Origin of the sequence: Streptosporangium sp. NPDC006007 (genome assembly GCF_040614315.1) — a bacterium.
In the GTDB taxonomy this organism is placed as follows: Bacteria; Actinomycetota; Actinomycetes; order Streptosporangiales; family Streptosporangiaceae; genus Streptosporangium.
On record NZ_JBEXUG010000005.1, the window covers coordinates 125,024 to 146,781 of the forward strand.

A 21,758-nucleotide genomic window follows, 5' to 3' on the forward strand; every position below is an offset into this window, starting at 1 on the left:
CTGGGCAACCGGGCGGCCGGGGACTCGGCTACAGCGGCGGGAACCGGGGGACGCGGCGCTCGACGAAGCTCGCGACGCCCTCGGCGAAGTCGGGGCGGCGGAAGGCGTCGGTCATCAGGCGCGTCGCGTCGGCCTCCGACTGCTCCAGGGTCCGGTTCCAGTCGCCCCAGACCTGGCGCTTCATCACGGCCATCGACGCCGGTGAGCTGTGGACGGCCAGCTCCCGCGCGTAGGCCAGGGTCTCGTCGAGCAGGCTCTCACCGGGTACGGACCGGCTGACCAGACCCAGCTCACGCGCTTCGGCGCCGGTGAAGGCCCGCCCGGACAGCAGCAGGTCCATGGCTCCGGCCTGGCCGATCAGCCGGGGCAGGATCCACGACAGGCCGTACTCGGCGATCAGGCCGCGACGGGCGAAGGCGGTGGTCCAGGTGGCCTCGGCCGCGGTGAAGACCACATCGCAGACCAGGGCGTGGATCATGCCGAGCCCGGCGCAGGCGCCGTTGACCGCGGCGATGACGGGCTTGCCGATCGTGATGGGGAAGGTGACGGGACGTCTGTCCGGCTCCCCCTCGTAGGAGCCGTCCCGGATGGCGTCGAGGACCCGCAGGTCCGCTCCGGCGCAGAAGCCCCTGCCCGCTCCGGTCACGACGATCACCCGGACCTCCGGGTCACGCTCCGCCTCGGCGAGCTGGTCGAAGTATCGCCGCCCCATCGTGTCGGTCCAGGCGTTGAGCCGGTCCGGGCGGTTGAACGTCAGCGTCAGCACACCCTGCTCGATGGACGACAGCACCAGATCCAGCATGTGACCCTCCTTGCCCACCTCCACACCGAATCATGTTCGGTACGGTGTCCGCAACGCCGCCCACAGCAGTGCTTCCCCGGTGCCGCCCCGGCCCCGTCTCATCACCCCGTACGGGCACCTCCGGGGGAGGAAGGACATCGTCGCGGCCGGCTCCGGTGCCGCCCCACCCTGTCAGGTCCCGCCGGGGGGAGCCGTCGCCCACCCCGGCGGGCCACACTCACCCTCCCGTCACGGACCGGCGGCCGAGGGCCCGCTCCACGGAGCCGGGGTGGTACGCGAAGTTCGGCGACAACTCCACGTCGTCGTAGTAGCGGTGGAAGACCGGCGTGGCGGAGGCCGATATCGGCGGAACGATCCAGCTCCAGTCCGCCGGGCAGACCCGCCCCGCCCTCTCCTCGCGCTCCAGGTGGACCAGGAAGCGCCGGGACTCGGTGTGATGGTCCGTCACCGTCACCCCCGCCCGATCGAAGGAGTGCAGGACCGCCAGGTTCAGCTCCACCAGGGCGCGGTCGCGCCAGAGCGAGCGGTCGTCCCGGGTGTCCAGGCCGAGATGGGCCGCGATCACGGGCATCAGGTTGTAGCGGTCGGGGTCGGCCAGGTTACGGGCCCCGATCTCGGTGCCCATGTACCAGCCGTTGAACGGCGCCGCCCGGTAGCAGATCCCGCCGATCTCCAGGCACATGCTCGATATGGCCGGTACGGCATGCCAGCGCAACCCCAGCCGCTCGAACCACGGATAGCGGGGGTGGGAGAGCGGCACCTCCAGCACGGCGTCCCCCGGAACACCGCAGAGCAGCGGGGGCGCCCCGTCGCCCATCGAGATCACCAGGGGAAGCACGTCGAAGGGTGTGCCGGGGCCGCCCCGCCAGCCGAGCTCGCGCGCCATCGTGGTGAAGCCGGCGTATCGGGGATCGCCGACGACCGAGCCGTCGTCCATCTGGTATCCGGCGTACCGGATCAGCTGCTCGTTCCAGATCCGCGGCCCCGGCGCCCCCGGGCGGTCCGGGGCGAACACCGTGATCGTCGGCCGGATCCGGCGGCCGGACACCGCGGCGCGCAGGTGGTTCACGCACTCGACGGCGACCCCCTCGGCCGTGCTCACCCGACGCCGGTCGCGCACGCGCAGCGAGTGCCAGTAGAGCCGCCCGATACACCTGCCGCTGTTACGCCAGGCCGCCCGCGCCCCGAAGGTGAGTTCGTCGAGCGTGTGCGTGTAGGTTCCCGTTCTCTCGATCTCAGCCCGTACCTCGCGCAGCCGGGACCTCATCGACCCCGCCCCGGGGTTCTCCGCGTAGAACAGCTCCAGATACTCCCGGGCCGTTGCCACGTCCGCGGCCGGCGTCGGCCGCCCCCTCTCCTTAACGCCCTCGTGAACACCGTGGACCGTCTCCGGCGCACACCGATCGGACCTTCGCCAGGTCAGCACAGAAAAACCACCCATGTATCGCTCACGGGCACGACGGCCGTTCCGGGGCGGCCGGGTGTCCTGGACGCAGTGGCCCTCACCCCACTGCGCTCGCTGGTCCGCGGCGGCGGCGTCCGGCGTCACCGAGGGCGAGCACGGCGGCACAGGGCGCAGCGACCCTTATTTTCTGTGATTCACCACGATTTGTCCGCGAAATCAGGACGACAAAAAGCGAGGGCCCCGGGAGCTGCGCTCCCGGGGCCCTTCATCATGGCTCCCGCGATAGGACTCGAACCTATAACCTGCCGGTTAACAGCCGGCTGCTCTGCCGATTGAGCTACACGGGATCGTGCTCCAAGCCGCCCGGCCGGGGCGTCTCCCCCGTTCCTTGCGGCGCACGAATAGATTAGCGCACTCCGTGAGTGTGTGTCGCATCGATACTCGGGGGTAGGTCGGAGAAGACTCGCGATCTGTGGGTAGGGTCCGGCGGAGCAGGCTGTGGAGGTGGAGATGCGCTATCGACTGATGTTCGGCGTGGGTCTTGCGGTGGGTTACATCCTCGGAAGCCGCGCCGGTCGGGAACGTTACGAACAGATCAAGCGGATGGTCCATCGGGTGTCCGACAGCCCGGCGGTCCAGGAGGCCGCGGGCCTGATCGGCGCCCAGGTCTCCAAGGTCACCGACGTGGCCAGGACCAAGGTGGCGGACGTCGCCAGGAACCGGCTGCCCTTCCTGCAGTCGGAGAACGACTGGGAGAGTGACAAGCACGACGACACGGGCACCGGCTGGCCGGAGAAGGACAGGACCACCACCCCTCGCGGAGAGCCCTACTGAGGCGCCCCGCCGAGCCCCCTGAGCCGACGGCGACGGCGACGGCCCTCGGAGCGGAGCCTGGAGCCCGGAGCCCGGAAAAACAGTCCATGATCTTTGATGGAAGGCCCCTCCCGGGGCCTTCCGGCGTGTTCGGGCCCCGGCCTTCCCCCGCACTCGAATCCGGGCGCCCCGGGCGGGTTCAGACGCCGAAGCTCCGGCGGGTCTCCTCCAGCGCCTGCTCGGCAAGGGCCCGCAGGCCGGGGTCGGCGGGATCCAGGTCCGGGTCGAAGACGAACCTCCAGACCATCCGGTCGTCGTCGGTCTTCCTGGCCACCAGCCGCACTCCCCCACGGGCGTCCAACGGGACGTAGTGGTTCACCACGATCGAGGCGGTCACCCGCTCCCTCACCGCCTCGGGAATCCGCCCGGGCTCGGGCAGCGGCGCGCGATGCGACTCCCCCTCGGTGGTGACGACCGTCAGCCCCTCCTCGTCCCACACTCCCCGTTCCACCTGGAACCACGGCAGCCGGATCCCGCCCAGGTAGAGCGCCCTGTCCGTGGCGATCACGTAGCCGCCGGCCCCCTCGGCGTAGGTGAGCACCCGGTCGGCCGGCGCGACGGCCGTACGGACCTCGGAGGGCATCCGGTTGAAGAGCTTCATCCCTCCACGGTATCGGCGAGCAGGTCGAGGGTGAGCGCCGCGGACCAGGAGAAGTCCCGGCTGCCCCGGCCACTGCCGTCGAAGGGGTCGAAGCACTCGCGGAAGCCCGACTGCCGTACCAGGCGCATGGTGACGGCCCCCAGCAGCCGCTCCAGCCCGGTCAGACCGTGTACGGCGGCGCCCCGGCGCAGCAGCCAGTTGGCGTTCACCCAGGACGGCCCCCGCCAGTAGCGGGACCGGTCGAACTGCGGGGCGCGGATCTCACAGCTCGGCACGGGATATCCGGTGGTCCCCATGAACCGGGGGGACTCCAGCACGCTCACCAGATCCGCCACCCGCTCCGAGGGCAGGCCGGGATCGAGCAGCGGCCCGAAGCAGCCGATCGTGCAGACGGGACTGAGCCGCCCGGCACGCAGATCGCGGGCGTGGAAGGCGTCGCCGGTCCAGAGCCGCTCCAGCAGCCCGGCACGGATCCTCTCGGCCCTCTCCCGGTGCGGTCCAGGGTCGGCCCCGGCCAGCGGCGCCAGCTCGGTGAGAGCGTGGCAGGACGCCAGCCAGATCCCGTTGAACATCGGGTCCTCGACCGCGAACGGATGATCCTCGCGCAGGTAGGTCCCGTCGTAGCCGGAGTCGCGGTAGCGCAGGGCCAGCCAGACGTAGCGGTCGTGGTGGCCGTCGAGGTGACGGCCGGGGCGCGCCTCCAGCGGGCACATCCGATCGTCCGGGGTCAGGGCCTCCAGCGGGGCGTCCCACACGGGGCTGTCGTCCATGCCGGACTCCCACGGATGGACGATCGCGGCCAGTCCTCCCCCGCCCAGGTCCCTGGTCGCGGCGAGGTAGTCGTTCTGGGCCACCAGCATTGGATACAGCCGGCGGACGAGGGCCGCGGCCTCGTCCCGGTCCACCGCGTGCCGCCACGTCCACCAGACGGCCAGGGCCTGCAGCGGCGGCTGGGTCAGTCCGGAGGTGGGCACCCCGTTGGGGGCGGCCGGATGGTCTCGGGAGCCCCAGACGGAGGGGCCGGGGAAGTAGGTTCCGGCCCGGACCGGGTGGAAGACGATGTGCGGCACCATGCCGGTGCTCCACTGCCCGGACAGCAGGCTGAGCATCTCGGCGCCGGCCCTGCGGGTGTTCGAGCGGGCCAGGCCCAGCGCGACAAAGGTGGAGTCCCAGTTCCACTGGTGGGGGTAGAGACCGGGGGCGGGCACGGTCGCGGACCCCGTGCGGTTCGCGTCGAGCACGGACCACGCCTCGCGTCCGAGCGCGGTGTCGTCCACGGCCGATCGTGCCTCCCGTGCCTCCATTGGCTCAGTCTGCGCTCACATCCGCCAAGAGAACAGGGGCCGGCCCGCCGACAAGTGCCAGTCGGCCAAAGAGACTGAAAGAACCCCAAAAGACGCCCCCTCTCCGGGGTCCGGCGCGCGGCCCGGGAATGCCGTCGGCATTCACCGGGCAGAACACCTAAAAGGGGGCACTCATGGACATAAAACGGAAAATCATGATCGGTGCACTGTCTCTCACCACTCTGGGAGGGGTGGCGGCCACCCTGGCCACAGCCAGTGCCGACACACCTCCGCCTCAGGCACCGGGCACCGACGCCCCCACCGCGCCGGCCGCTCCCGATCGGCAGGGCGGGCGGAACGGGGAGTACCGCCAGGACGAGCAGTGGCAGCACGGCCGAAACGGCCACGACGGCCACGACGGCCACGACGGCAATGGGGGCGATGGAGGCCGGGGCGGTCAAGGCGGCCGGGGCTGGGAGGACGAGCGGGACGAGAACGGCCGGGACCGGGGATACGGGCAAGGCCAGGAAGACGGATGGAGCGGACGCCCCGGGGAGGATCAGGACGGACGGCGGAGTCCACAGCGGGATCAGCGGAACGGCCAGGGCGAACAAGACGGCCGGGACGGGCAGGACGGCAATGGCGGCAACGGGGGTGATGGAGGTAATGGGGGCAACGGAGGCCGAGGCGGCCAAGGCGGCTATTAGCCCCGTCCGCCGCATGAGGCCGGCACGACACCACCCGCCGGGCCCGGAGGCCCGGGGAGGGGTCAGCCCGCGGTGACCGCGGCCAGGTTCGACAGTGGCTCGGCCACCGCGTTGAGTGCGTCGGAGAGTTCTCTGACCTGGCCCCGCGACAGCTCGGTGTAGGAGACGAACCCGTGGCCTCTGGCGTGCCCGGCCAGCAGGGCTTTCAGGTCGGCGAACCCGGTGTCCAGCGTGGTGACGAGTCCGGGACTCCTCTCCCGCACGATCGGCCGCAGGAGCCGGTAAACCTTGGCCGCACCGTCCACGTTGCCCTTGAAATCCCACAGGTCGGTATGTGAGAAGGTCTCCTCCTCACCGGTGACCTTGCCCGACGCCGCCTCGTCGAGGAGTTCCCTGGCCCCGTTGGCCATGGAGTCCACGGTGATCTCGACGCTGGGCAGCCGGGCCCTGAGCGTGCCGAGGTCGGCCAGTAGGAGATCACCGTATTCGGCCTCCCGCCCGGTTCTTCCCGGCGTCCGCCAGAGCGCCTTCTCCAGGCGGTGCCAGCCCGTCCATCTCTGCCCCTGTCCGAGGTCGGCCTCGCGCGCGTCCACCCTGGAGTCGATGTCCGCGAACGCCTCCGCCACCGGCTCGACGCTCTCCCAGCCCAGGCGGCTCGGCGCGTAGAGTGCCCTGGCCCTGCGCACCTGCCCCTCCTTGAACGCGGCGACGAACTCCTCGGTCCTGGCGATGGTGCGATCGATCCGATCGCCGGCGTAGGCCCGATACCGCTCGACCGCGCGCACGGCCCGCGGGCCGGTCCCGGCGGACACAGCCGGGACCGTGACGTCCCGGCGGGTGCCGTCGACGGCCGGACCGCACCCGGTGAGGGCGACGGCGAGAAGGCCGCAGGCTGCGACGGGGCGGAGGACGGCGGGCATGAACGCTCCTGGATGTCGTGAGGCTTCCAGGATCCTGCAAGCTCACGGCGCCGCCCGGACGACATGCCGATCATCATGATGATCCCACCGGCCGCGATCTCCCGGCCTCCACCCCCCGGATCCCCGGAACGTCCAAGAGCGTCCCGAGAAATACCAGGGCGTCCAGGGACGACGTTCCCGCGCACCGGACCCGGGTACGGCGGAGGCCCCCGGGACGGGATGTCTCCGGGGGCCTCCGCCGTACCGAGGTGTTCAGTCGAGATAGTCCCGCAGCATCTGGGCCCGGGTCGGATGGCGCAGTTTGGCGAGTGTCTTGGACTCGATCTGCCGGATGCGCTCCCGTGTCACGCCGAACTCCCTGCCGACCTCCTCCAGCGTCCGGGGGTGGCCGTCCGCGAGGCCGAACCGCAGCTGGATGATGCGCTGCTCACGCTCCGACAGCGTCGCGAGGATGTCGTCGAGCTGGTCCTGCAGCATGATGAAGGCCGCGGCCTCCATCGGCACGACCGCGTCGGCGTCCTCGATGAAGTCGCCGAGGTCGGAGTCCTCCTCCCCGATGGGCGACTGGAGCGAGACGGGCTCCTGGGCGATGCGCTGGATCTCGATCACCCGGTCGATCGGCAGGTCCATCTCCAGCGCGATCTCCTCTGGCGCCGGCTCGCGGCCGAGGTCCTGGTGGAGCTGGCGCTGGACCCGGACCAGCTTGTTGATCGTCTCGACCATGTGCACCGGAATGCGAATAGTGCGCGCCTGGTCGGCGATGGCCCGGGTGATGGCCTGGCGAATCCACCATGTGGCATAGGTGGAGAACTTGTATCCCTTGGTGTAGTCGAATTTCTCGACTGCCCGGATGAGCCCGAGATTGCCCTCCTGGATGAGATCCAGGAACAGCATCCCCCTGCCCACGTATCTTTTGGCGATCGAGACGACGAGCCGCAGATTGGCCTCGATCAACCGCTGTTTGGCCTGTGTTCCCTGCCAGACGAGCTCCTTGAACTCCGGAAAGACCAGCCGCGAGACGACGCTGGTGAGCCTGTCCTCGGCGAACAGGCCGGCTTCAATGCATTTGGCGAGCTCCACCTCCTCCTCAGCCGTGAGCAGTGGCACCCGGCCGATCTCCCGCAGATAGATGCGGACCAGATCGCTGGTCGGGGCCCGTTTACCGACGTCCTCCTCATCGGATCGGGTGGTGTCCTCGTCACCCTGGGGCTCAAGGACCTCCACTCCGTGCTCGGCGAGCATGCGCACGACGCGTTCAAGCGCGTCGGACGGCAGCTCGGATCTGTCGAGAGCCGCGGCGACGTCGTCAACCGTGACGCTCCCGCGTTCCCTTCCCTTCGCGACGAGGTCGGCCACCTGGTCTACCGATGGCGGCCCACTTGGCAGCACCGATGCACCCACGGGAGACAGTCTGCTGTATTCGGTCCCCTAAATGGCAGACCTATTTTTGTCACCGAAGGTAAGGCTGCGATCATTATCGAACCGAGACCTCATTCAGGTTTGGTCGAATCGATGTCTGGAAATTAAAGCCGACTACACGATCAGCTTCCGGCGGCGCGTTCCCTCAGCACTCGCCGCTGCTGCTCCAGAGCGACCAGCTCGGCGAACAGCCGGTTGTAGTCCTGCTGTTCCTCCACCGGGTTGGTCCGCTGCATCCGCGACTTCAGCTCCTCGATCGCCCGGGTCACCGAGATGAGTTCCAGCGCGGCCAGCATGGCCGAGGCGTACCGTTCCTCGTTCGCCAGGTCGGCGCGGAGCTCCTCCACCGCGAAGCGGGTGACCACCGCGCGCAAGGTGTCGGGCACCTCGCCGAGCAGCCGGTCCACCCACTCGCGCCCGCCGGGACCCGCCGCGGCGATGCCCCCGGTGTCCAGGATCAGCTTGTGGAGGGCGATGTGCTCGGGCAGCGTGAACGCCTCCGGCCCGATCGCCTCGAAGCCCGGTCCGAGCAGCGCCGGACGCTGCACCGCCAGCTTCAGCACCTCGGCCTCGGTCCGCACGCCGGGGTCGGTGAGATCGGCGACCCGGCGTGGCCCGGCGGGCCGCCTCTCGCGCGCCCGGACGGTGGCCTGAGCCGTGACGGAGATCTCGGCGATCCGGTCCATGACGAACCGCTCGTTGTTGAAACCGAGCCAGCGGTCGAGGTCCACGGCGTACAGCTGGCGCAGCGCCCTGTCCTTGATGCCCGCCACGATCGGCGCCGCCGCGTCCAGCGCGGACAGCCGCCCCTCGTTGGTGCTCACGTCGTAGCGGGAGATCACGCTGCGGATCGCGAAGGCGAACAGCGGCTCCCGGCCGGCGATCAGATCCCGCACGGCGGCCTCGCCGCGGGTGACGCGGAGATCACACGGGTCGAGCCCGTCGGGCTGGACGGCCACGAAGGTCTGGGTGACGAACCTCTGCTCGTCGGCGAAGGCCCGCAGCGCCGCCTTCTGCCCCGCCGCGTCGCCGTCGAAGGTGAAGATCACCTCACCCTGTGACCCCGACTGGTCGAGCAGCAGCCGCCGCAGCACCTTGATGTGCTCCTGGCCGAACGCGGTGCCGCAGGTGGCCACCGCCGTCGGCACGCCCGACAGGTGACAGGCCATCACGTCGGTGTACCCCTCGACGATCACCGCCTGGGAACGTTTGGAGATCTCCCGCTTGGCCAGGTCCACGCCGTAGAGGACCTCGCTCTTCTTATAGAGCGGACTCTCAGGGGTATTGAGGTATTTTGGGCCATCTTCGGCCTCATTAAGTTTTCGCGCACCGAAACCGATGACATCGCCGGTTATGTCACGGATGGGCCAGACGAGCCGCCCTCGGAACCGGTCGATCGGGCCCCGGCGGCCCTCCTTGGCCAGCCCCCCCTTGATCAGCTCGGCGGCGGTGAAACCCCGGGCCATCAGATGCCGGGAGAGCGCCTCCCACTCGGCGGGCGCGTAGCCCACCCCGAAATGCTCGGCGTCGACCCGCTCGAACCCGCGCTCCGACAGGAACGTGCGTCCGAGCGCGGCGTCCGGCCCGCCCAGCTTCGCCACGTAGAACTCCGCCGCGGCCCGGTGCGCCTCGACGAGCCGGCTGCGCTCCCCCTGCTCCCGTCCTGGAACGTAGCCGCCCTGCTCGTAGCGGAGCTGGATGCCCGCCCGGTTCGCCAGCCGCTCCACGGCCTCGCCGAACGAGAGGTGCTCCAGCCGCCGGACGAAGGTGATGACGTCCCCGCCCTCGGCACAGCCGAAGCAGTACCAGTAACCACGGGTGGGGGTGACGTTGAAGGACGGGCTTTTCTCCTCGTGGAAGGGGCAGAGCCCCTTCAGGTTGCCGCCGCCCGCGTTGCGGAGCTGGATGTGCTCACCCACGATGTCCGCGATCGGCGAGCGCTCCCGCACGAGCGCGATGTCCTCGTCACTGATCCGGCCTGCCACGCCGCGAGTCTAGTGGGGCGCCCCGACAGGTTGGCGCTCCGGCGGAACGCTCCGGGGTCGGAGGCCGGTTGGGACGGGCGACTTTCCGGAACAGGTCATGACCAATCGGAAGGTCGGTTACAAAGGTAAAGGCTGATTCTCGATAACGTTACGCGGGTGGAGACCATGCGATCGGGGCATATAGCACGATTGATCATCGTCAGCGGCGCGGTGTTCGTCACCGGAGCCTGCGCGTCACCGGGTGGGGTGGCGGGCATCAGCACCCTGCCCCCGGTTCCGGCGGTCGAGGTGGCCGCCGCTTCGCCAGGAGTGGCCACCGCGACGATTCCCGCGCCGACACCGGGGCCCGAGTCGACCGTGCCGCGTCCGGCGGCCGACGATCCGGTGCAGGTGCCGCCGCCCAAGATCTCGAAGTTCACCTATACCTTCCCGGTGAAGGACTGCCGGGTGACCTACGAGAGAAAGCTGCTCATCCTGCCCAAGAGCACGATCTGGTCACACCGGGGATGCTCGTTCGTCTCCCCGGTGAACGGGGTGGTCGACGAGGTCAACGCCCAGAACCGGTGGAAGCCCTCCACCGACCGCGGCCCCGACCGTGAGGGGCGCTTCGTCACCGTGATCGGCGACGACGGCGTGCGCTACCTCGGCGGCCACCTGGACCGGATCACCCCGGGGATCAAGCCGGGAACACGGGTCAGCGGGGGCCAGGTCCTCGGCCAGGTCGGCAACTCGGGCAACGCCCGGTCCACCGCCAGCAACCTCTACTTCGCGATCTCCTGGAAGGCCGACCCCTCGCTCTGGTGGGTACGGCGAGGCATGGTCAAGCCGTGGAACTACCTGGACGCCTGGCTGAAGGGCAACCGGACGCTCTCCCCCTCGGACGAGACACGGGCGGTGATGAGCAAGACCGGGGCCGCGCCCCAGTGCGCGACGCTGTGCGCCCCCAAATCCGGCCCCACGCCCACCACGAAGCCGGGGAGAACCCCGGAGGAGAAGATCCCGCTGGGCGGCTAGAGGCCGGACGCCGCGATCGATCCGTACGGCGGGCGGCCGGGGGTTCAGCGCCCGGACAGGTGCCTGTGCCAGGTGACGGCCGAGGTGTCGGTGAGGGAGGCGATCTGGTCGATCACCACCCGCAGCCGCCCGCCGTCGCCGGCGGCCCTGGTGAAGGAGGGGCGGAGCGCGGGCTCCAGTGTGCCGGGGGCGCCCAACATGATCAGGTGGGCCAGGTCGTGGATGAGCTCACGCTGCCTGGCCTGTTTGGCGCTGTGCTCGTCCCTGGTCATCACGTAGTGAGCGGTCAGCCCCTTCAGCAGGGCGCACTCCAGGCGGGCGTCCCGGGGAACGACCAGGTCGGCGCTGTAACGGCCGGCGGCGGGGCCGTACGCCTCGCGGGTGGCGACCTGGGCGGAACGGCAGAGGTGACCGATCAGGGCGCTGGTGAGCCCCTTGGTCGCGGCGAGGTCGGCCAGGGAGCCGTCGAAGTGGCGGGGCCAGAGCGGCTGGGCGACCAGCCGATCGAAGATGTCCTCCAGCTCGCCGGGGTCGGCGTCCGGGGCGTACCAGGCCCGGGTGGTCACGCAGACCTCCTGACGCTCGCCGGGGTCACGCAGCGCCCGCGGCACGACGGCGCCCGAGTGGAGCGCGTCCTCCAGGTCGTGCACCGAGTAGGCGACGTCGTCGGCCCAGTCCATGATCTGGGCCTCGAAGCTGACCTGTCCCTCGGGGGCGCCCTCCCTGATCCAGTCGAAGACCACCATGTCGTCGCCGTAGGCGCAGTACTTGGGGCTCGTCTCACGGGTCCAGGGATATTTGACCGCGGCGTCCAGGGAGGCACGGGTGAGGTTGAGGCCGGCGCTGCGGCCGTCCTCGGTGAGGACCTTGGCCTCCAGCCGGGTCAGCAGGCGCAGGCTCTGCGCGTTCCCCTCGAACCCGCCGCAGCCGGCGGCCAGCTCGTTGAGCGCGGTCTCCCCGTTGTGCCCGAACGGCGGATGCCCGAGATCGTGGGCCAGGCAGGCGGTCTCCACCAGATCGGGATCCCTGCAGAGCACCTGGCCCATCTCCCGGCCGATCTGCGCGCACTCCAGCGAGTGGGTCAGCCGGGTACGCGGGATGTGCTGCCCGCTGCCGAGCGTCTCCCCCGGCCCGACCACCTGGGTCTTGGCCGCGAGGCGGCGCAGCCCGGCGCTGTGCAGCACCCGGGCGCGGTCCCGCTCGAACGAGCCTCTCTCGGGGTTGCCGGGTGGTTCCGGTACCCATCTGTCCTGGTCATGCTCGTCGTAGGGATGCATAAGTGCAGTGATTTTATCCAGGAAAGTGGCGTCCCATGCCGAACAGCGGTGAAACACCTGTTGACTGCGGGACGCGGACGACGTCCAGAACGCGCGGAACCTCCCCACCGGCCCCGAGGCCGTCCTCCTTCACCGCCGGTACCCGCCGCCGGAGGACATCGGCGGCGGGCGTCCCGGCGGTCCAGCGGTCCAGCGGGTCAGCGGGTCAGCGGGTCAGCGGGTGTCGGAGCCCGTGGCGGCCAGGGCCGCCCGTCCGGCCTCCAGCCGGGCGACGGGGATGCGGAACGGCGAGCAGGACACGTAGTCCAGCCCCACCTGGTGGCAGAAGTGGACCGAGTCGGGGTCGCCACCGTGCTCGCCGCAGATACCGAGCTTGAGGTCGGGACGGGTCCTCCGCCCCTCCTCCACGGCGATCCGCACCAGCCTGCCCACCCCGTCGCGGTCCAGCGACTCGAACGGGGAGACGCCGAAGACGCCCAGCTCCAGATACTTGGAGAAGAACGCGGCCTCAACGTCGTCACGGGAGAATCCCCAGGTCATCTGGGTCAGGTCGTTGGTGCCGAAGGAGAAGAACTCGGCGGCCTCGGCGATCTGCCCGGCGGTCAGCGCCGCACGCGGCACCTCGATCATCGTGCCGACCAGCGCCTCGACACCGGCCTCGGTCAGGATCCGCCTCGCCTCGTCCTTGACGTGCTCCAGCTCCTGCACCGCGGCCACCAGCGGGATCATGATCTCCGCGCGGGCGCCGTCGACGGCCTTGGCCGCCTCGGCGATCGCCCGGACCTGCATGGCGAACAGGCCGGGGACGACCAGGCCGAGCCGTACCCCGCGCAGGCCCAGCATCGGGTTCTGCTCGTGCAGACGCTTGACGGCGGCGAGCAGCCTGCGGTCCTTGGCGTCCGCCAGGTCCCCGGCGAGGGCGACCTTCACCGACAGCTCGCTGTAGTCGGGCAGGAACTCGTGCAACGGCGGGTCGATCAGCCGGATCGTGACCGGCAGCCCGGCCATCTCCTGGAAGATCTCCGTGAAGTCCGACTTCTGCAGCGGCTCCAGCGCGGCCAGCGCGTGCTCGCGCTCCTCGTCCGAGGTGGCCAGGACGAGGTCCTCGACCAGTTTCCGCCGGTCGCCGAGGAACATGTGCTCGGTACGGCAGAGCCCGATGCCCTCGGCGCCGAACCGGCGGGCGCGGGCGGAGTCCTCGGCGTTGTCGGCGTTGGCCCGCACCCGCAGCCTCCGGGAGGCGTCGGCGTGGGTCATGACGCGATGCACGGCCCGGACGAGCTCGTCGCCCTGGTCGACCGCGCCCTCGAAGTACTCCACGACCGGGGAGGGGACCACGGGCACCTCGCCGAGGTAGACGGCGCCGCTGGAACCGTCGATGGAGATGACGTCCCCCTCGGAGACCACGACGCCGCCGGGGGCGGTGAACCTGCGCTCCTTGGTGGAGACCTCCAGCTCCTCGGCGCCGCAGACGCAGGTCTTGCCCATACCCCGGGCGACCACGGCGGCGTGCGAGGTCTTGCCGCCCCGGCTGGTCAGCACCCCCTGGGCGGCGATCATGCCGGCCAGGTCGTCGGGGTTGGTCTCGCGGCGGACCAGGATGACGGCCTCGCCCGCGGCGGCCAGCTCGACGGCCCGCTCGGAGGAGAAGACGGCCTTGCCGACGGCCGCGCCCGGGGAGGCGTTCATCCCCCTGGTGATCCTGACGCTCTCCGCGTCACCGGCGAAGCGCGGGAACATGAGCTGGGCGAGCTGGGCGCCGGTCACCCGGGTCACGGCCTCGTCGAGGTCGATCAGGCCCTGGTCGACCAGCTGTACGGCGATGCGGAACGCGGCGCCCGCGGTCCGCTTGCCCACCCGGGTCTGGAGCATCCACAGCTTGCCGCGCTCAACGGTGAACTCGATGTCGCACAGGTCGCGGTAGTGGTTCTCCAGCGTCTCCATGATCTTCATGAGCTCGTCGTAGACGGACTTGTCGAGCCGCTCCAGGTCCTGCAGCGGCATGGTGTTGCGGATGCCGGCCACCACGTCCTCGCCCTGGGCGTTCTGCAGGTAGTCGCCGTAGACGCCCTGGTGGCCGCTGCCGGGGTCGCGGGTGAAGGCCACCCCGGTGCCGGAGTCCATGCCGCAGTTGCCGAAGACCATGGAGCAGATGTTGACCGCCGTGCCGAGGTCGGCGGGGATGCGCTCCTGACGGCGGTAGAGGGTGGCGCGCGGGGCGTTCCAGGAGTCGAAGACGGCGGTGACCGCCATGCGCATCTGCTCGTGCGGGTCGGCGGGGAAGTCGCGCCCGGTCCGGTCGCGGACGATGCCCTTGTAGGTCTTGACCAGGCTCCGGAAGTCGGCGGCGTCGAGCTCCAGGTCGTCGCGGCCGTTCTTGAGCTCCTCCAGGGCGTCGTCGAACAGCTCGGCGTCGATGTTCTGCACGGTCCGGCCGAACATCTGGATGAGACGCCGGTAGGAGTCCCAGGCGAACCGCTCGTTGCCGCCGGCCTGCTTGGCCAGGCCGTGTACCGACTCGTCGTTCAGGCCGATGTTCAGGACGGTCTCCATCATGCCCGGCATGGAGAACTTGGCGCCGGAGCGGACGCTCACCAGCAGCGGGTCGTCCGCCTGGCCGAGGCGACGGCCCATCCGGCTCTCCAGCTCGGCTAGGTGGTGGGAGATCTCCTCCTCCAGCCCCTCGGGGAGTTCGCCGTCCTGCAGGAAGCGGCGGCACGCGTCGGTGGTGATGATGAAGCCGGGGGGCACCGGCAACCCGAGATTGGTCATCTCCGCCAGATTGGCCCCCTTACCGCCGAGCAGATCCTTAAGATCTTTGTTGCCCTCGGTGAAGTCGTAAACGTACTTGGGCACGGTTGCTCCTTCTGCGACTTCAAGCGACGTGTGGTTCCGCCTGCTTGGGACTCTACCGACGGAGAACCCGACGAAACACCACCCACCCGACGAAGACGCATTTATGCAGGTCAAGGCCCATATAGCGGTCTAATCCAATTTAAATCGGCGCCAAAACCCGTACGATATGGTCCACCCCAAGAACTGGTATAAACCAATTGGTATAAACCAATTGTCTCAGTATTCAAACGGGTTCACCGAAGGTTCACCATCCGGGGTATACGACCGCCGGGCCGTACCGCCGCGGGAGCGGCCCGGCCGTACGGCGCGGCGGACCGTTCCGCGGGCCGTTCCGGGACGCCGTTCCGCACCGCTCCGGGCCATCGTTTCAGAACCGCGGAGCGGGACGGCCCTTCCGGCGGAGCCCGGGGGATGGGTCGCCGAGAGGCGGAGCGCCGAAAAACGGCGGCCGGCGGCCCCTCACGGGGACACCGGCCGCCGGCGGTCGGACGGATCCGTCCTCAGTCGTTGAGGTGCTGGCGGAGATAGGACTCGGCCTTGTCCAGGGCCACCCGCTCCTGCCCCCTCGAATCGCGCTCGCGGATGGTCACCGCGTGGTCGTCGAGGGTGTCGAAGTCGACGGTGACACAGAAGGGCGTGCCGATCTCGTCCTGGCGGCGGTAGCGGCGGCCGATCGCGCCCGCGTCGTCGAACTCGACGTTCCACCGGCGGCGGAGCTGGGCGGCCAGGTCCTTGGCCTTCGGCGACAGGTCGGCGTTGCGCGACAGCGGCAGCACCGCGACCTTGACCGGGGCGAGACGGTGGTCGAGGCGGAGCACCGTGCGCTTCTCCATGACGCCCTTGGAGTTGGGCACCTCGTCCTCGTCGTAGGCGTCGATCAGGAAGGTGAGAGTGGCGCGGTCCACACCGGCGGCGGGCTCGATGACGTAGGGGACGTAGCGCTCGCCGCTCTCCTGCTCGAAGAAGCTGAGGTCGGTGCCGGACGCCTTGCCGTGCGCGGTGAGGTCGAAGTCGGTGCGGTTGGCGACGCCCTCAAGCTCCCCCCACTCCCCGCCGGTGAAGTTGAAGCGGTACTCGATGTCGACGGTCCGCTTGGAGTAGTGCGACAGCTTCTCCTGCGGGTGCTCGTACAGGCGCAGGTTCTCCGGGTTGATGCCCAGGTCGGTGTACCAGCGGAAGCGCTCGTCGATCCAGAACTGGTGCCACTCCTCGTCGGTGCCGGGCTTGACGAAGAACTCCATCTCCATCTGCTCGAACTCGCGGGTGCGGAAGATGAAGTTGCCCGGGGTGATCTCGTTACGGAACGACTTGCCGATCTGGCCGATGCCGAACGGCACCTTCCGGCGCGCCGACTGCTGCACGTTGAGGTAGTTGATGAAGATGCCCTGGGCGGTCTCCGGCCGCAGGTAGGCCAGCCCGGACTCGTCCTCGACCGGGCCGAGGTAGGTCTTCAGCAGCCCGCTGAACTGCCTGGGCGCGGTGAAGGAGCCCTTGGTGCCGCAGTTGGGGCAGGTGATGTCGGCCAGGCCGTTGACCGGCGGCTTACCGTGTTTGTCCTGATACCCCTCTTCAAGGTGGTCGGCGCGGTAGCGCTTGTGGCAGGACTGGCACTCGGTCAGCGGATCGCTGAAGGTGTCAACGTGGCCGCTGGCCTGCCACACCTCACGGGCCAGGATCACACAGGAGTCGAGGCCGACCACGTCGTCACGGCCCTGCACCACGGCCTTCCACCACTGCCGCTTCACGTTGTTCTTGAGCTCCACCCCCAGTGGTCCGTAGTCCCACGAGGCCCGCAGGCCGCCGTAGATCTCGCTGGAGGGGTAGACGAGCCCACGTCGCTTGGCGAGGCTGACGATGGTGTCCATGATGTCGGTGCGGCGTGCCATAACGGAAAATCTCCATCCGGCTGGAGGTCGGCGAGGAATTGATTGAGTTCCCAGCTTAGGGGAGCCGGGCAACCGGCAGGCGCGCATAAACCATCGCGCCCGCCTTGTGTGCATAAAGGTAATTAGGGATGATCTACGTCCTCGAACGCGCTCGGCTCGTTGATCATCAGGGTCATCAGCGGATACATCGTCATCCGCGCCGCCCCCAGTGCCCGCCGGTAGAATCCGGCGCCCTCCCACTCGCTGACCAGCGCCCACAGCTCCGGCTCGTCCACCGAGCGGACCACCCGGCCGCGCACGTACCCCGGCTGCCCGGCCAGGGTGCCGACGATGTCGTGAGCCTGCTTCAGGAACTCCTCGGCCCGGCCTGGCGGCACCGAGTAACGGATGACGGCGAGCATCCGCCCAGCATGCCAGAGTCCCCGCCCGGGTCCCGGCACGGGCCGCTCCCCGGCTCCCGTGGACCGGTCCGGCGCGTACGGCCGGCGCGCGTGGACCGGCACATCGCGCGTAAGCCGACCGGCGCGGGGGCATGTCCCGGCGGGGGCCCCGGCGCTAGGCTCTGGCCGTGGCCGACAGACGCCGTGAGCGCCCCGTACATCCACTGGCCCGGCGCCGCCCCGGCAAGGAGAGACGCCCGCTCCCGCCGGGCGAGCGGTTCTTCACCCCGGGCGCCACCGGCCTGCGGCGGAGGGTCGAAAGACGGAGCGCGGCCCCGCTGGTCCTCCTGTTCCAGCTCCCCCGGTGGGTGCTTCCCGTGGTGCTGGTGGCGCTGCTCCTGACCGCCTTCGCCGTGCCGTCTTTCTGGGGCGCCCTCGCGGCGCTGCCGGTGATCGGGTTCGTCGGCTGGCTGGCCTACATGTCGTGGCCGTCACTGGGCGTCAGGGGCCGGATCCTGCGCGTCGCCCTGCTCACCTTTTTGCTGCTGCTCGCCGCCGACCGTTTCGGAGCGTTCTAAGGCGATTTTGACAATCGTTTTCATTTGCGCGCATACTGATACGCATGATGTCCGACTCCTCCCGACGTACCCGCATGTGCACCGTAGGGCTGCTCGCTCTCACCACCGTTCTCGCCGCCACGACCGCCTGCGGCTCCGGTTCCACCGGCTCCGCCCAGCCCAGCGGCGCCCAGGGAGGCAGGACCGACGTCACCGCCGCCATGTACCCGCTGCAGTGGCTGGCCGAGCGGGTCGGCGGCGGCGACGCCGTCGTCACCGGCCTGACCAGGCCGGGGGTCGAGCCGCACGACCTGGAGTTGACGCTCAACCAGATCGCCGAACTGGAGAGGACCAGGCTCGTCGTCTACGTCAAGGGCGTCCAGCCCGCCGTGGACGAGGCGGTCGAGCAGCACGCGCCCGGTCGCGGCTTCGACGTGACGGGCGCGGTGAAGGTCCTCCCCGGCCCCCCGGAGGAGGGCGAGCAGGCGGACGGCGTGAACACCGGCCACGACCCGCACATCTGGCTCGACCCCTCCCGTCTCGCGACGATCGCGACCGAGCTCGGCGAGAGGCTCGCCGCGGCCGACCCCGCCCACGCACAGGCCTACAGGGACCGTGCCAACAAGACCGCGGCCGATCTCAACGCCCTGGACGGCGAGCTGGCCCAGGGCCTGGGCAGGTGCGCTTCGACGGCGATCGTCACCAGCCACAGCGCGTTCGGCTACCTCGCCGACCGCTACAAACTCCGTCAGATCGGGATCAGTGGTCTCGATCCGGAGTCCGAGCCCGCTCCGGCCCGTCTCGCCGAGGTGGCGAAAGTGGCCAAGCAGGAGAAGGTGACTACGATTTTCACCGAGACCCTCGTCAGCCCGAAGGTCGCCGAGGTTCTCGCCAAAGAGGTCGGCGCCACGACCGCGGTCCTGGACCCGGTCGAGAGCCGACCGGCGAACGGCGACTACCTGTCCGCCATGCGCCAGAACCTCAGCGCCCTTCAGGCAGCCCTGCGCTGCTCGTAAAACGCCCTTCCGCTGCTCATAAGGCGATCTGTGACATCCAACCAAGCGGTTTTCAGCATGAACGGGGGCCAGGTCACCCTGGACCGCCGCCCGGTGCTCCGCGGCATCGACCTGACCATCGAACCCGGCGAGGCGGTGGCCGTGCTGGGGGCCAACGGGTCGGGCAAGTCCACCCTCATCCGCGCCCTGCTCGGTCTACGCCCCCTGTCCGGCGGCACGACCCTGCTGTACGGCACTCCACCCGCGCGATTCCGCGAGTGGCGGCGGATCGGCTACGTGCCCCAGCGGCTCTCGGTGGGCGGCGGCGTGCCGACCACCATCCGCGAGGTCGTCGCCTCCGGCAGGATCGCCAGACAGCGGCGGTTCCGCCCGACCGGCGCGGCCGACCGCCGGGCGACCGACCGCGCCCTGGAGGCCGTCGGCATGGCGCATCGGGCCGCCGATCCGGTTCAGGCCCTGTCCGGGGGACAGCAGCAGCGGGTGCTGATCGCCCGCGCCCTCGCCGGGGAACCCGACACCTTCGTCATGGACGAGCCCACGGCCGGCGTGGACCACGAGAGCCGGCAACTGCTGGCCGACACGCTGGGCAGGCTCATCGGCCAGGGCAGGACGGTTCTGCTGGTCGCCCACGAGCTCGGCCCGCTGGAACCGCTGATCACCCGCGCGGTGGTGCTCAGGGACGGGTGCGTGTGCCACGATGGGCCGCCACCCCACGCGGTCGGCACGCACGCCCTGCCCGGCCACGACCACGTGCATCCGCACGCCGACGAGACCCCCCTGAGCCCGCTCGACTGGAGGCCCACGTCGTGATCGAGCTTCTGCGATTCGACTTCATGCAGCGGGCGCTGATCGCGGCCCTCCTGGTCGGCCTGGCCGCCCCCGCCATCGGCACCTTCATGGTGCAGCGCCGCCTGGCCCTGCTCGGCGACGGCATCGGGCACGTCGCGCTGACCGGTGTGGCGCTCGGCTTCCTGACCGACACCGCCCCGGTGCTGACCGCCGTGGTGGTCTCGGTGGCCGGCGCCGTGGCCATCGAGCTGGTCCGCGAGCGCGGCAGGACCGGCGGCGACGTGGCGCTCGCGCTGCTGTTCTACGGCGGCATCGCCGGAGGCGTGCTGCTCATCTCGCTCGCGCCGGGCCGCGGCAACTCCACCCTGATGTCCTATCTGTTCGGGTCGATCAGCAGCGTCACCGTCGAGGACGTGTGGGTGATCGCCGTGCTGGCCGCGGCGGTTCTGGGTGTCGTCCTCTTTTTCGGACGCGAACTCTACGTGCTCTGCCAGGACGAGGAGGTCGCCAAGGCCAGTGGCCTGCCGGTGCGCTTCCTGAGCCTGCTGATCGCCGTCACCGCTGCGCTGACCGTGGTCATCGCCATGCGCGTGGTGGGGCTGCTTCTGGTCAGCGCGCTGATGGTGGTCCCGGTGGCGACCAGCCAGCAGTTCACCCGGAGCTTCCGGAGCACGATGCTGCTCTCCATGCTGTTCGGAATGGCCGCCACGCTCGGAGGGCTCACCTCGTCGTTCTATGTCAAGGTGCCCCCGGGTGCCATCATTGTGATCGTAGCGCTCGGAGGGTTCGTCCTGGCCCTCGGGCTCGGTAGATTCGTACGCCGGAGCCGACCACAGGAGTCCATTCCATGAGCAACAGACGCGATGCCGTCCATGACGTTCTCCGCCACAGCGAGGGCTTCCGTAGCGCGCAGGACGTCTACGCCGAAATGCGTGCAGAAGGAGCCAAAATTGGGCTTACAACCGTCTACCGGGCGCTGCAGGCTCTCGCCGACAGCGGCCACGTCGACATGCTCAGGACCGACGACGGGGAGTCGGTCTACCGCGCGTGCACCAGCGGGGACCACCATCACCACCTGGTCTGCCGCCACTGCGGCCGGACCGTGGAGGTCGCCGGTCCCGCGGTGGAGCGCTGGGCCGAGGCGGTCGGCTCCGAGCACGGCTTCACCGAGGTGACCCACACGGTCGAGGTCTTCGGCACCTGCGCCTCGTGCGCGACCGTCCAGGTACCCGAGGTCGTGGGCCGGGCCTGAACCGCCCCGGTGTCACGGTGGGCTCACACGGCCGCGGGCCCCGCCCGCGGCGAACCCGTGACGCGCGGCGGGGAAAGCCCCCCGATCACGTGCCGGAGAGATAATCTTCCGGAACGGCGGACCCCCGTGCACGTTCCCCGCGCCAAAACCGCACCCAACAGGAGTCAACGTGCCATTCGGACATGACATGGTGCACTCACTCGCAACCGTGGTCGACCTGGTCAACACCTCCCCGGCCACCGGAGGCCCGGACTGCCTGACCGACCTGCGCCAGCTCGGCGCGTTCGTGGAACGCCGCGAGGTCAGCGGCATAGGCGAGCTGACCACCACGGACCTGACCCGGGTTCGGGCCCTCCGCGAGGCGTTCCTCAAGGTCTTCGCCGCCCCCGACCAGGCCACCGCGGCCATTCGGCTGAACACGCTGCTGAGCGGGACCCGGATCATCCCCCGGCTGACCGAGCACGACGGCCACCCCCTGCACATCCACTACTTCGCGCCGGGGGCCTCGCTCAACGAGCATCTCTCGGCCGACCTGGGCGTCGCCCTGGCCCACCTGCTCGTCGAGGGCGAGTGGGAGCGCCTGCGCACATGCTCGGCCCCCGACTGCGACAACTTCTTCGTGGACGAGTCGCGCAACCGCTCCCGGGTGTACTGCGACAGCCGCACCTGCGGCAACCGGATGCACGTCGCCGCCTACCGGGCCCGCCGCCGCGCCTGAGACGCCCCCCGGGGACCA

At 69.9% G+C, this 21,758-nt stretch carries 20 protein-coding genes and 1 tRNA gene; 9 read left to right on the plus strand and 12 right to left on the minus strand.

Annotated features, from left to right (window positions below; all coding sequences use genetic code 11):
- Positions 1-28: 28 nt before the first annotated feature.
- The 3 genes from ABZ194_RS06210 to ABZ194_RS06220 all read right to left on the minus strand — a co-directional run bounded on the left by ABZ194_RS06210 (position 29) and on the right by ABZ194_RS06220 (position 2,554).
- Complete coding sequence (locus tag ABZ194_RS06210; protein ID WP_355592905.1) at positions 29-802, minus strand: enoyl-CoA hydratase-related protein; 774 nt, start codon at positions 800-802, stop codon at positions 29-31.
- Between the two features lie 217 nt (positions 803-1,019).
- Positions 1,020-2,129, minus strand: coding sequence for a nitric oxide synthase oxygenase (locus ABZ194_RS06215; protein WP_355592907.1), 1,110 nt, complete (start codon positions 2,127-2,129; stop codon positions 1,020-1,022).
- Between the two features lie 349 nt (positions 2,130-2,478).
- A tRNA-Asn gene (locus tag ABZ194_RS06220) sits at positions 2,479-2,554 on the minus strand.
- 163 nt (positions 2,555-2,717) lie between these two features.
- On the opposite strand from ABZ194_RS06220, the gene ABZ194_RS06225 reads away from it, so the two are divergent.
- The gene (locus ABZ194_RS06225) at positions 2,718-3,041 is read left to right on the plus strand and encodes a YtxH domain-containing protein (RefSeq protein ID WP_355592909.1); all 324 of its coding nucleotides are present in this window, start codon (positions 2,718-2,720) and stop codon (positions 3,039-3,041) included.
- 178 nt (positions 3,042-3,219) lie between these two features.
- On the opposite strand, the gene ABZ194_RS06230 is transcribed toward ABZ194_RS06225, so the two are convergent.
- On the minus strand, positions 3,220-3,681 hold the full coding sequence (locus ABZ194_RS06230) for a hypothetical protein (RefSeq protein ID WP_355592911.1): 462 nt from the start codon (positions 3,679-3,681) through the stop codon (positions 3,220-3,222).
- Complete coding sequence (locus tag ABZ194_RS06235; RefSeq protein WP_355592913.1) at positions 3,678-4,985, minus strand: hypothetical protein; 1,308 nt, start codon at positions 4,983-4,985, stop codon at positions 3,678-3,680. The genes ABZ194_RS06230 and ABZ194_RS06235 overlap by 4 nt, the downstream gene beginning before the upstream one ends.
- 194 nt (positions 4,986-5,179) lie before the next feature.
- Here ABZ194_RS06235 and ABZ194_RS06240 point away from each other — a divergent pair, with 194 nt between their 5' ends.
- Positions 5,180-5,671, plus strand: coding sequence for a hypothetical protein (locus ABZ194_RS06240; RefSeq protein WP_355592915.1), 492 nt, complete (start codon positions 5,180-5,182; stop codon positions 5,669-5,671).
- Positions 5,672-5,733: 62 nt separating this feature from the next.
- Here ABZ194_RS06240 and efeO read toward each other — a convergent pair whose 3' ends face one another.
- The 3 genes from efeO to dnaG form a co-directional block, all read right to left on the minus strand.
- A complete protein-coding gene (efeO, locus tag ABZ194_RS06245) occupies positions 5,734-6,591 on the minus strand; it encodes an iron uptake system protein EfeO (protein ID WP_355592917.1) in 858 nt (285 codons plus the stop codon).
- Between the two features lie 252 nt (positions 6,592-6,843).
- Entirely contained in the window at positions 6,844-7,980 is a 1,137-nt protein-coding gene (rpoD, locus tag ABZ194_RS06250; RefSeq protein ID WP_355593151.1) for an RNA polymerase sigma factor RpoD, read from the minus strand.
- A gap of 152 nt (positions 7,981-8,132) precedes the next feature.
- Positions 8,133-9,995 carry a DNA primase gene (gene dnaG / locus ABZ194_RS06255; protein WP_355592920.1) on the minus strand — a complete coding sequence of 621 codons (1,863 nt, stop codon included), beginning with the start codon at positions 9,993-9,995 and terminating at the stop codon, positions 8,133-8,135.
- A 189-nt stretch (positions 9,996-10,184) separates the two neighbouring features.
- On the opposite strand from dnaG, the gene ABZ194_RS06260 reads away from it, so the two are divergent.
- A complete protein-coding gene (locus ABZ194_RS06260) occupies positions 10,185-11,009 on the plus strand; it encodes a peptidoglycan DD-metalloendopeptidase family protein (protein WP_355592922.1) in 825 nt (274 codons plus the stop codon).
- A 44-nt stretch (positions 11,010-11,053) separates the two neighbouring features.
- Here ABZ194_RS06260 and ABZ194_RS06265 read toward each other — a convergent pair whose 3' ends face one another.
- The 4 genes from ABZ194_RS06265 to ABZ194_RS06280 form a co-directional block, all read right to left on the minus strand.
- Entirely contained in the window at positions 11,054-12,286 is a 1,233-nt protein-coding gene (locus tag ABZ194_RS06265) for a deoxyguanosinetriphosphate triphosphohydrolase (RefSeq protein WP_355592924.1), read from the minus strand.
- Positions 12,287-12,499: 213 nt separating this feature from the next.
- Positions 12,500-15,142, minus strand: coding sequence for a pyruvate, phosphate dikinase (ppdK, locus tag ABZ194_RS06270; RefSeq protein ID WP_355592926.1), 2,643 nt, complete (start codon positions 15,140-15,142; stop codon positions 12,500-12,502).
- Between the two features lie 500 nt (positions 15,143-15,642).
- Positions 15,643-17,028 (minus strand): glycine--tRNA ligase, encoded by a 1,386-nt coding sequence (locus tag ABZ194_RS06275; protein WP_355592928.1) that lies wholly within the window; start codon positions 17,026-17,028, stop codon positions 15,643-15,645.
- 122 nt (positions 17,029-17,150) lie between these two features.
- A complete protein-coding gene (locus tag ABZ194_RS06280) occupies positions 17,151-17,429 on the minus strand; it encodes an antibiotic biosynthesis monooxygenase family protein (RefSeq protein WP_355592930.1) in 279 nt (92 codons plus the stop codon).
- Between the two features lie 167 nt (positions 17,430-17,596).
- On the opposite strand from ABZ194_RS06280, the gene ABZ194_RS06285 reads away from it, so the two are divergent.
- From ABZ194_RS06285 to ABZ194_RS06310, 6 genes are all read left to right on the plus strand, one after another.
- Positions 17,597-17,986 carry a DUF6703 family protein gene (locus ABZ194_RS06285; protein WP_355592932.1) on the plus strand — a complete coding sequence of 130 codons (390 nt, stop codon included), beginning with the start codon at positions 17,597-17,599 and terminating at the stop codon, positions 17,984-17,986.
- Between the two features lie 44 nt (positions 17,987-18,030).
- Entirely contained in the window at positions 18,031-18,981 is a 951-nt protein-coding gene (locus tag ABZ194_RS06290) for a metal ABC transporter substrate-binding protein (protein WP_355592934.1), read from the plus strand.
- 57 nt (positions 18,982-19,038) lie between these two features.
- Positions 19,039-19,791, plus strand: a complete 753-nt coding sequence (locus ABZ194_RS06295; protein WP_355593153.1) for a metal ABC transporter ATP-binding protein — start codon at positions 19,039-19,041, stop codon at positions 19,789-19,791.
- A complete protein-coding gene (locus ABZ194_RS06300; protein ID WP_355592936.1) occupies positions 19,788-20,621 on the plus strand; it encodes a metal ABC transporter permease in 834 nt (277 codons plus the stop codon). Before ABZ194_RS06295 ends, ABZ194_RS06300 begins: the two co-directional genes overlap by 4 nt.
- A complete protein-coding gene (locus tag ABZ194_RS06305; RefSeq protein ID WP_355592938.1) occupies positions 20,618-21,022 on the plus strand; it encodes a transcriptional repressor in 405 nt (134 codons plus the stop codon). Before ABZ194_RS06300 ends, ABZ194_RS06305 begins: the two co-directional genes overlap by 4 nt.
- Before the next feature lie 169 nt (positions 21,023-21,191).
- A complete protein-coding gene (locus ABZ194_RS06310) occupies positions 21,192-21,740 on the plus strand; it encodes a CGNR zinc finger domain-containing protein (RefSeq protein ID WP_355592940.1) in 549 nt (182 codons plus the stop codon).
- Positions 21,741-21,758 lie beyond the last annotated feature (18 nt).

What these genes read in the sequence shown, in the direction of transcription:
- ABZ194_RS06290 (WP_355592934.1), top strand. Translation starts at nt 18,031, where the DNA reads ATGATGTCCGACTCCTCCCGACGTACCCGCATGTGCACCGTAGGGCTG.
- ABZ194_RS06240 (WP_355592915.1), top strand. Translation starts at nt 5,180, where the DNA reads ATGATCGGTGCACTGTCTCTCACCACTCTGGGAGGGGTGGCGGCCACC.
- ABZ194_RS06280 (WP_355592930.1), bottom strand. Translation starts at nt 17,429, where the DNA reads ATGCTCGCCGTCATCCGTTACTCGGTGCCGCCAGGCCGGGCCGAGGAG.
- ABZ194_RS06210 (WP_355592905.1), bottom strand. Translation starts at nt 802, where the DNA reads ATGCTGGATCTGGTGCTGTCGTCCATCGAGCAGGGTGTGCTGACGCTG.
- efeO (WP_355592917.1), bottom strand. Translation starts at nt 6,591, where the DNA reads ATGCCCGCCGTCCTCCGCCCCGTCGCAGCCTGCGGCCTTCTCGCCGTC.
- ABZ194_RS06225 (WP_355592909.1), top strand. Translation starts at nt 2,718, where the DNA reads ATGCGCTATCGACTGATGTTCGGCGTGGGTCTTGCGGTGGGTTACATC.
- ABZ194_RS06230 (WP_355592911.1), bottom strand. Translation starts at nt 3,681, where the DNA reads ATGAAGCTCTTCAACCGGATGCCCTCCGAGGTCCGTACGGCCGTCGCG.
- ABZ194_RS06305 (WP_355592938.1), top strand. Translation starts at nt 20,618, where the DNA reads ATGAGCAACAGACGCGATGCCGTCCATGACGTTCTCCGCCACAGCGAG.
- ABZ194_RS06235 (WP_355592913.1), bottom strand. Translation starts at nt 4,985, where the DNA reads ATGGAGGCACGGGAGGCACGATCGGCCGTGGACGACACCGCGCTCGGA.
- ABZ194_RS06275 (WP_355592928.1), bottom strand. Translation starts at nt 17,028, where the DNA reads ATGGCACGCCGCACCGACATCATGGACACCATCGTCAGCCTCGCCAAG.
- ABZ194_RS06295 (WP_355593153.1), top strand. Translation starts at nt 19,039, where the DNA reads ATGAACGGGGGCCAGGTCACCCTGGACCGCCGCCCGGTGCTCCGCGGC.
- ABZ194_RS06265 (WP_355592924.1), bottom strand. Translation starts at nt 12,286, where the DNA reads ATGCATCCCTACGACGAGCATGACCAGGACAGATGGGTACCGGAACCA.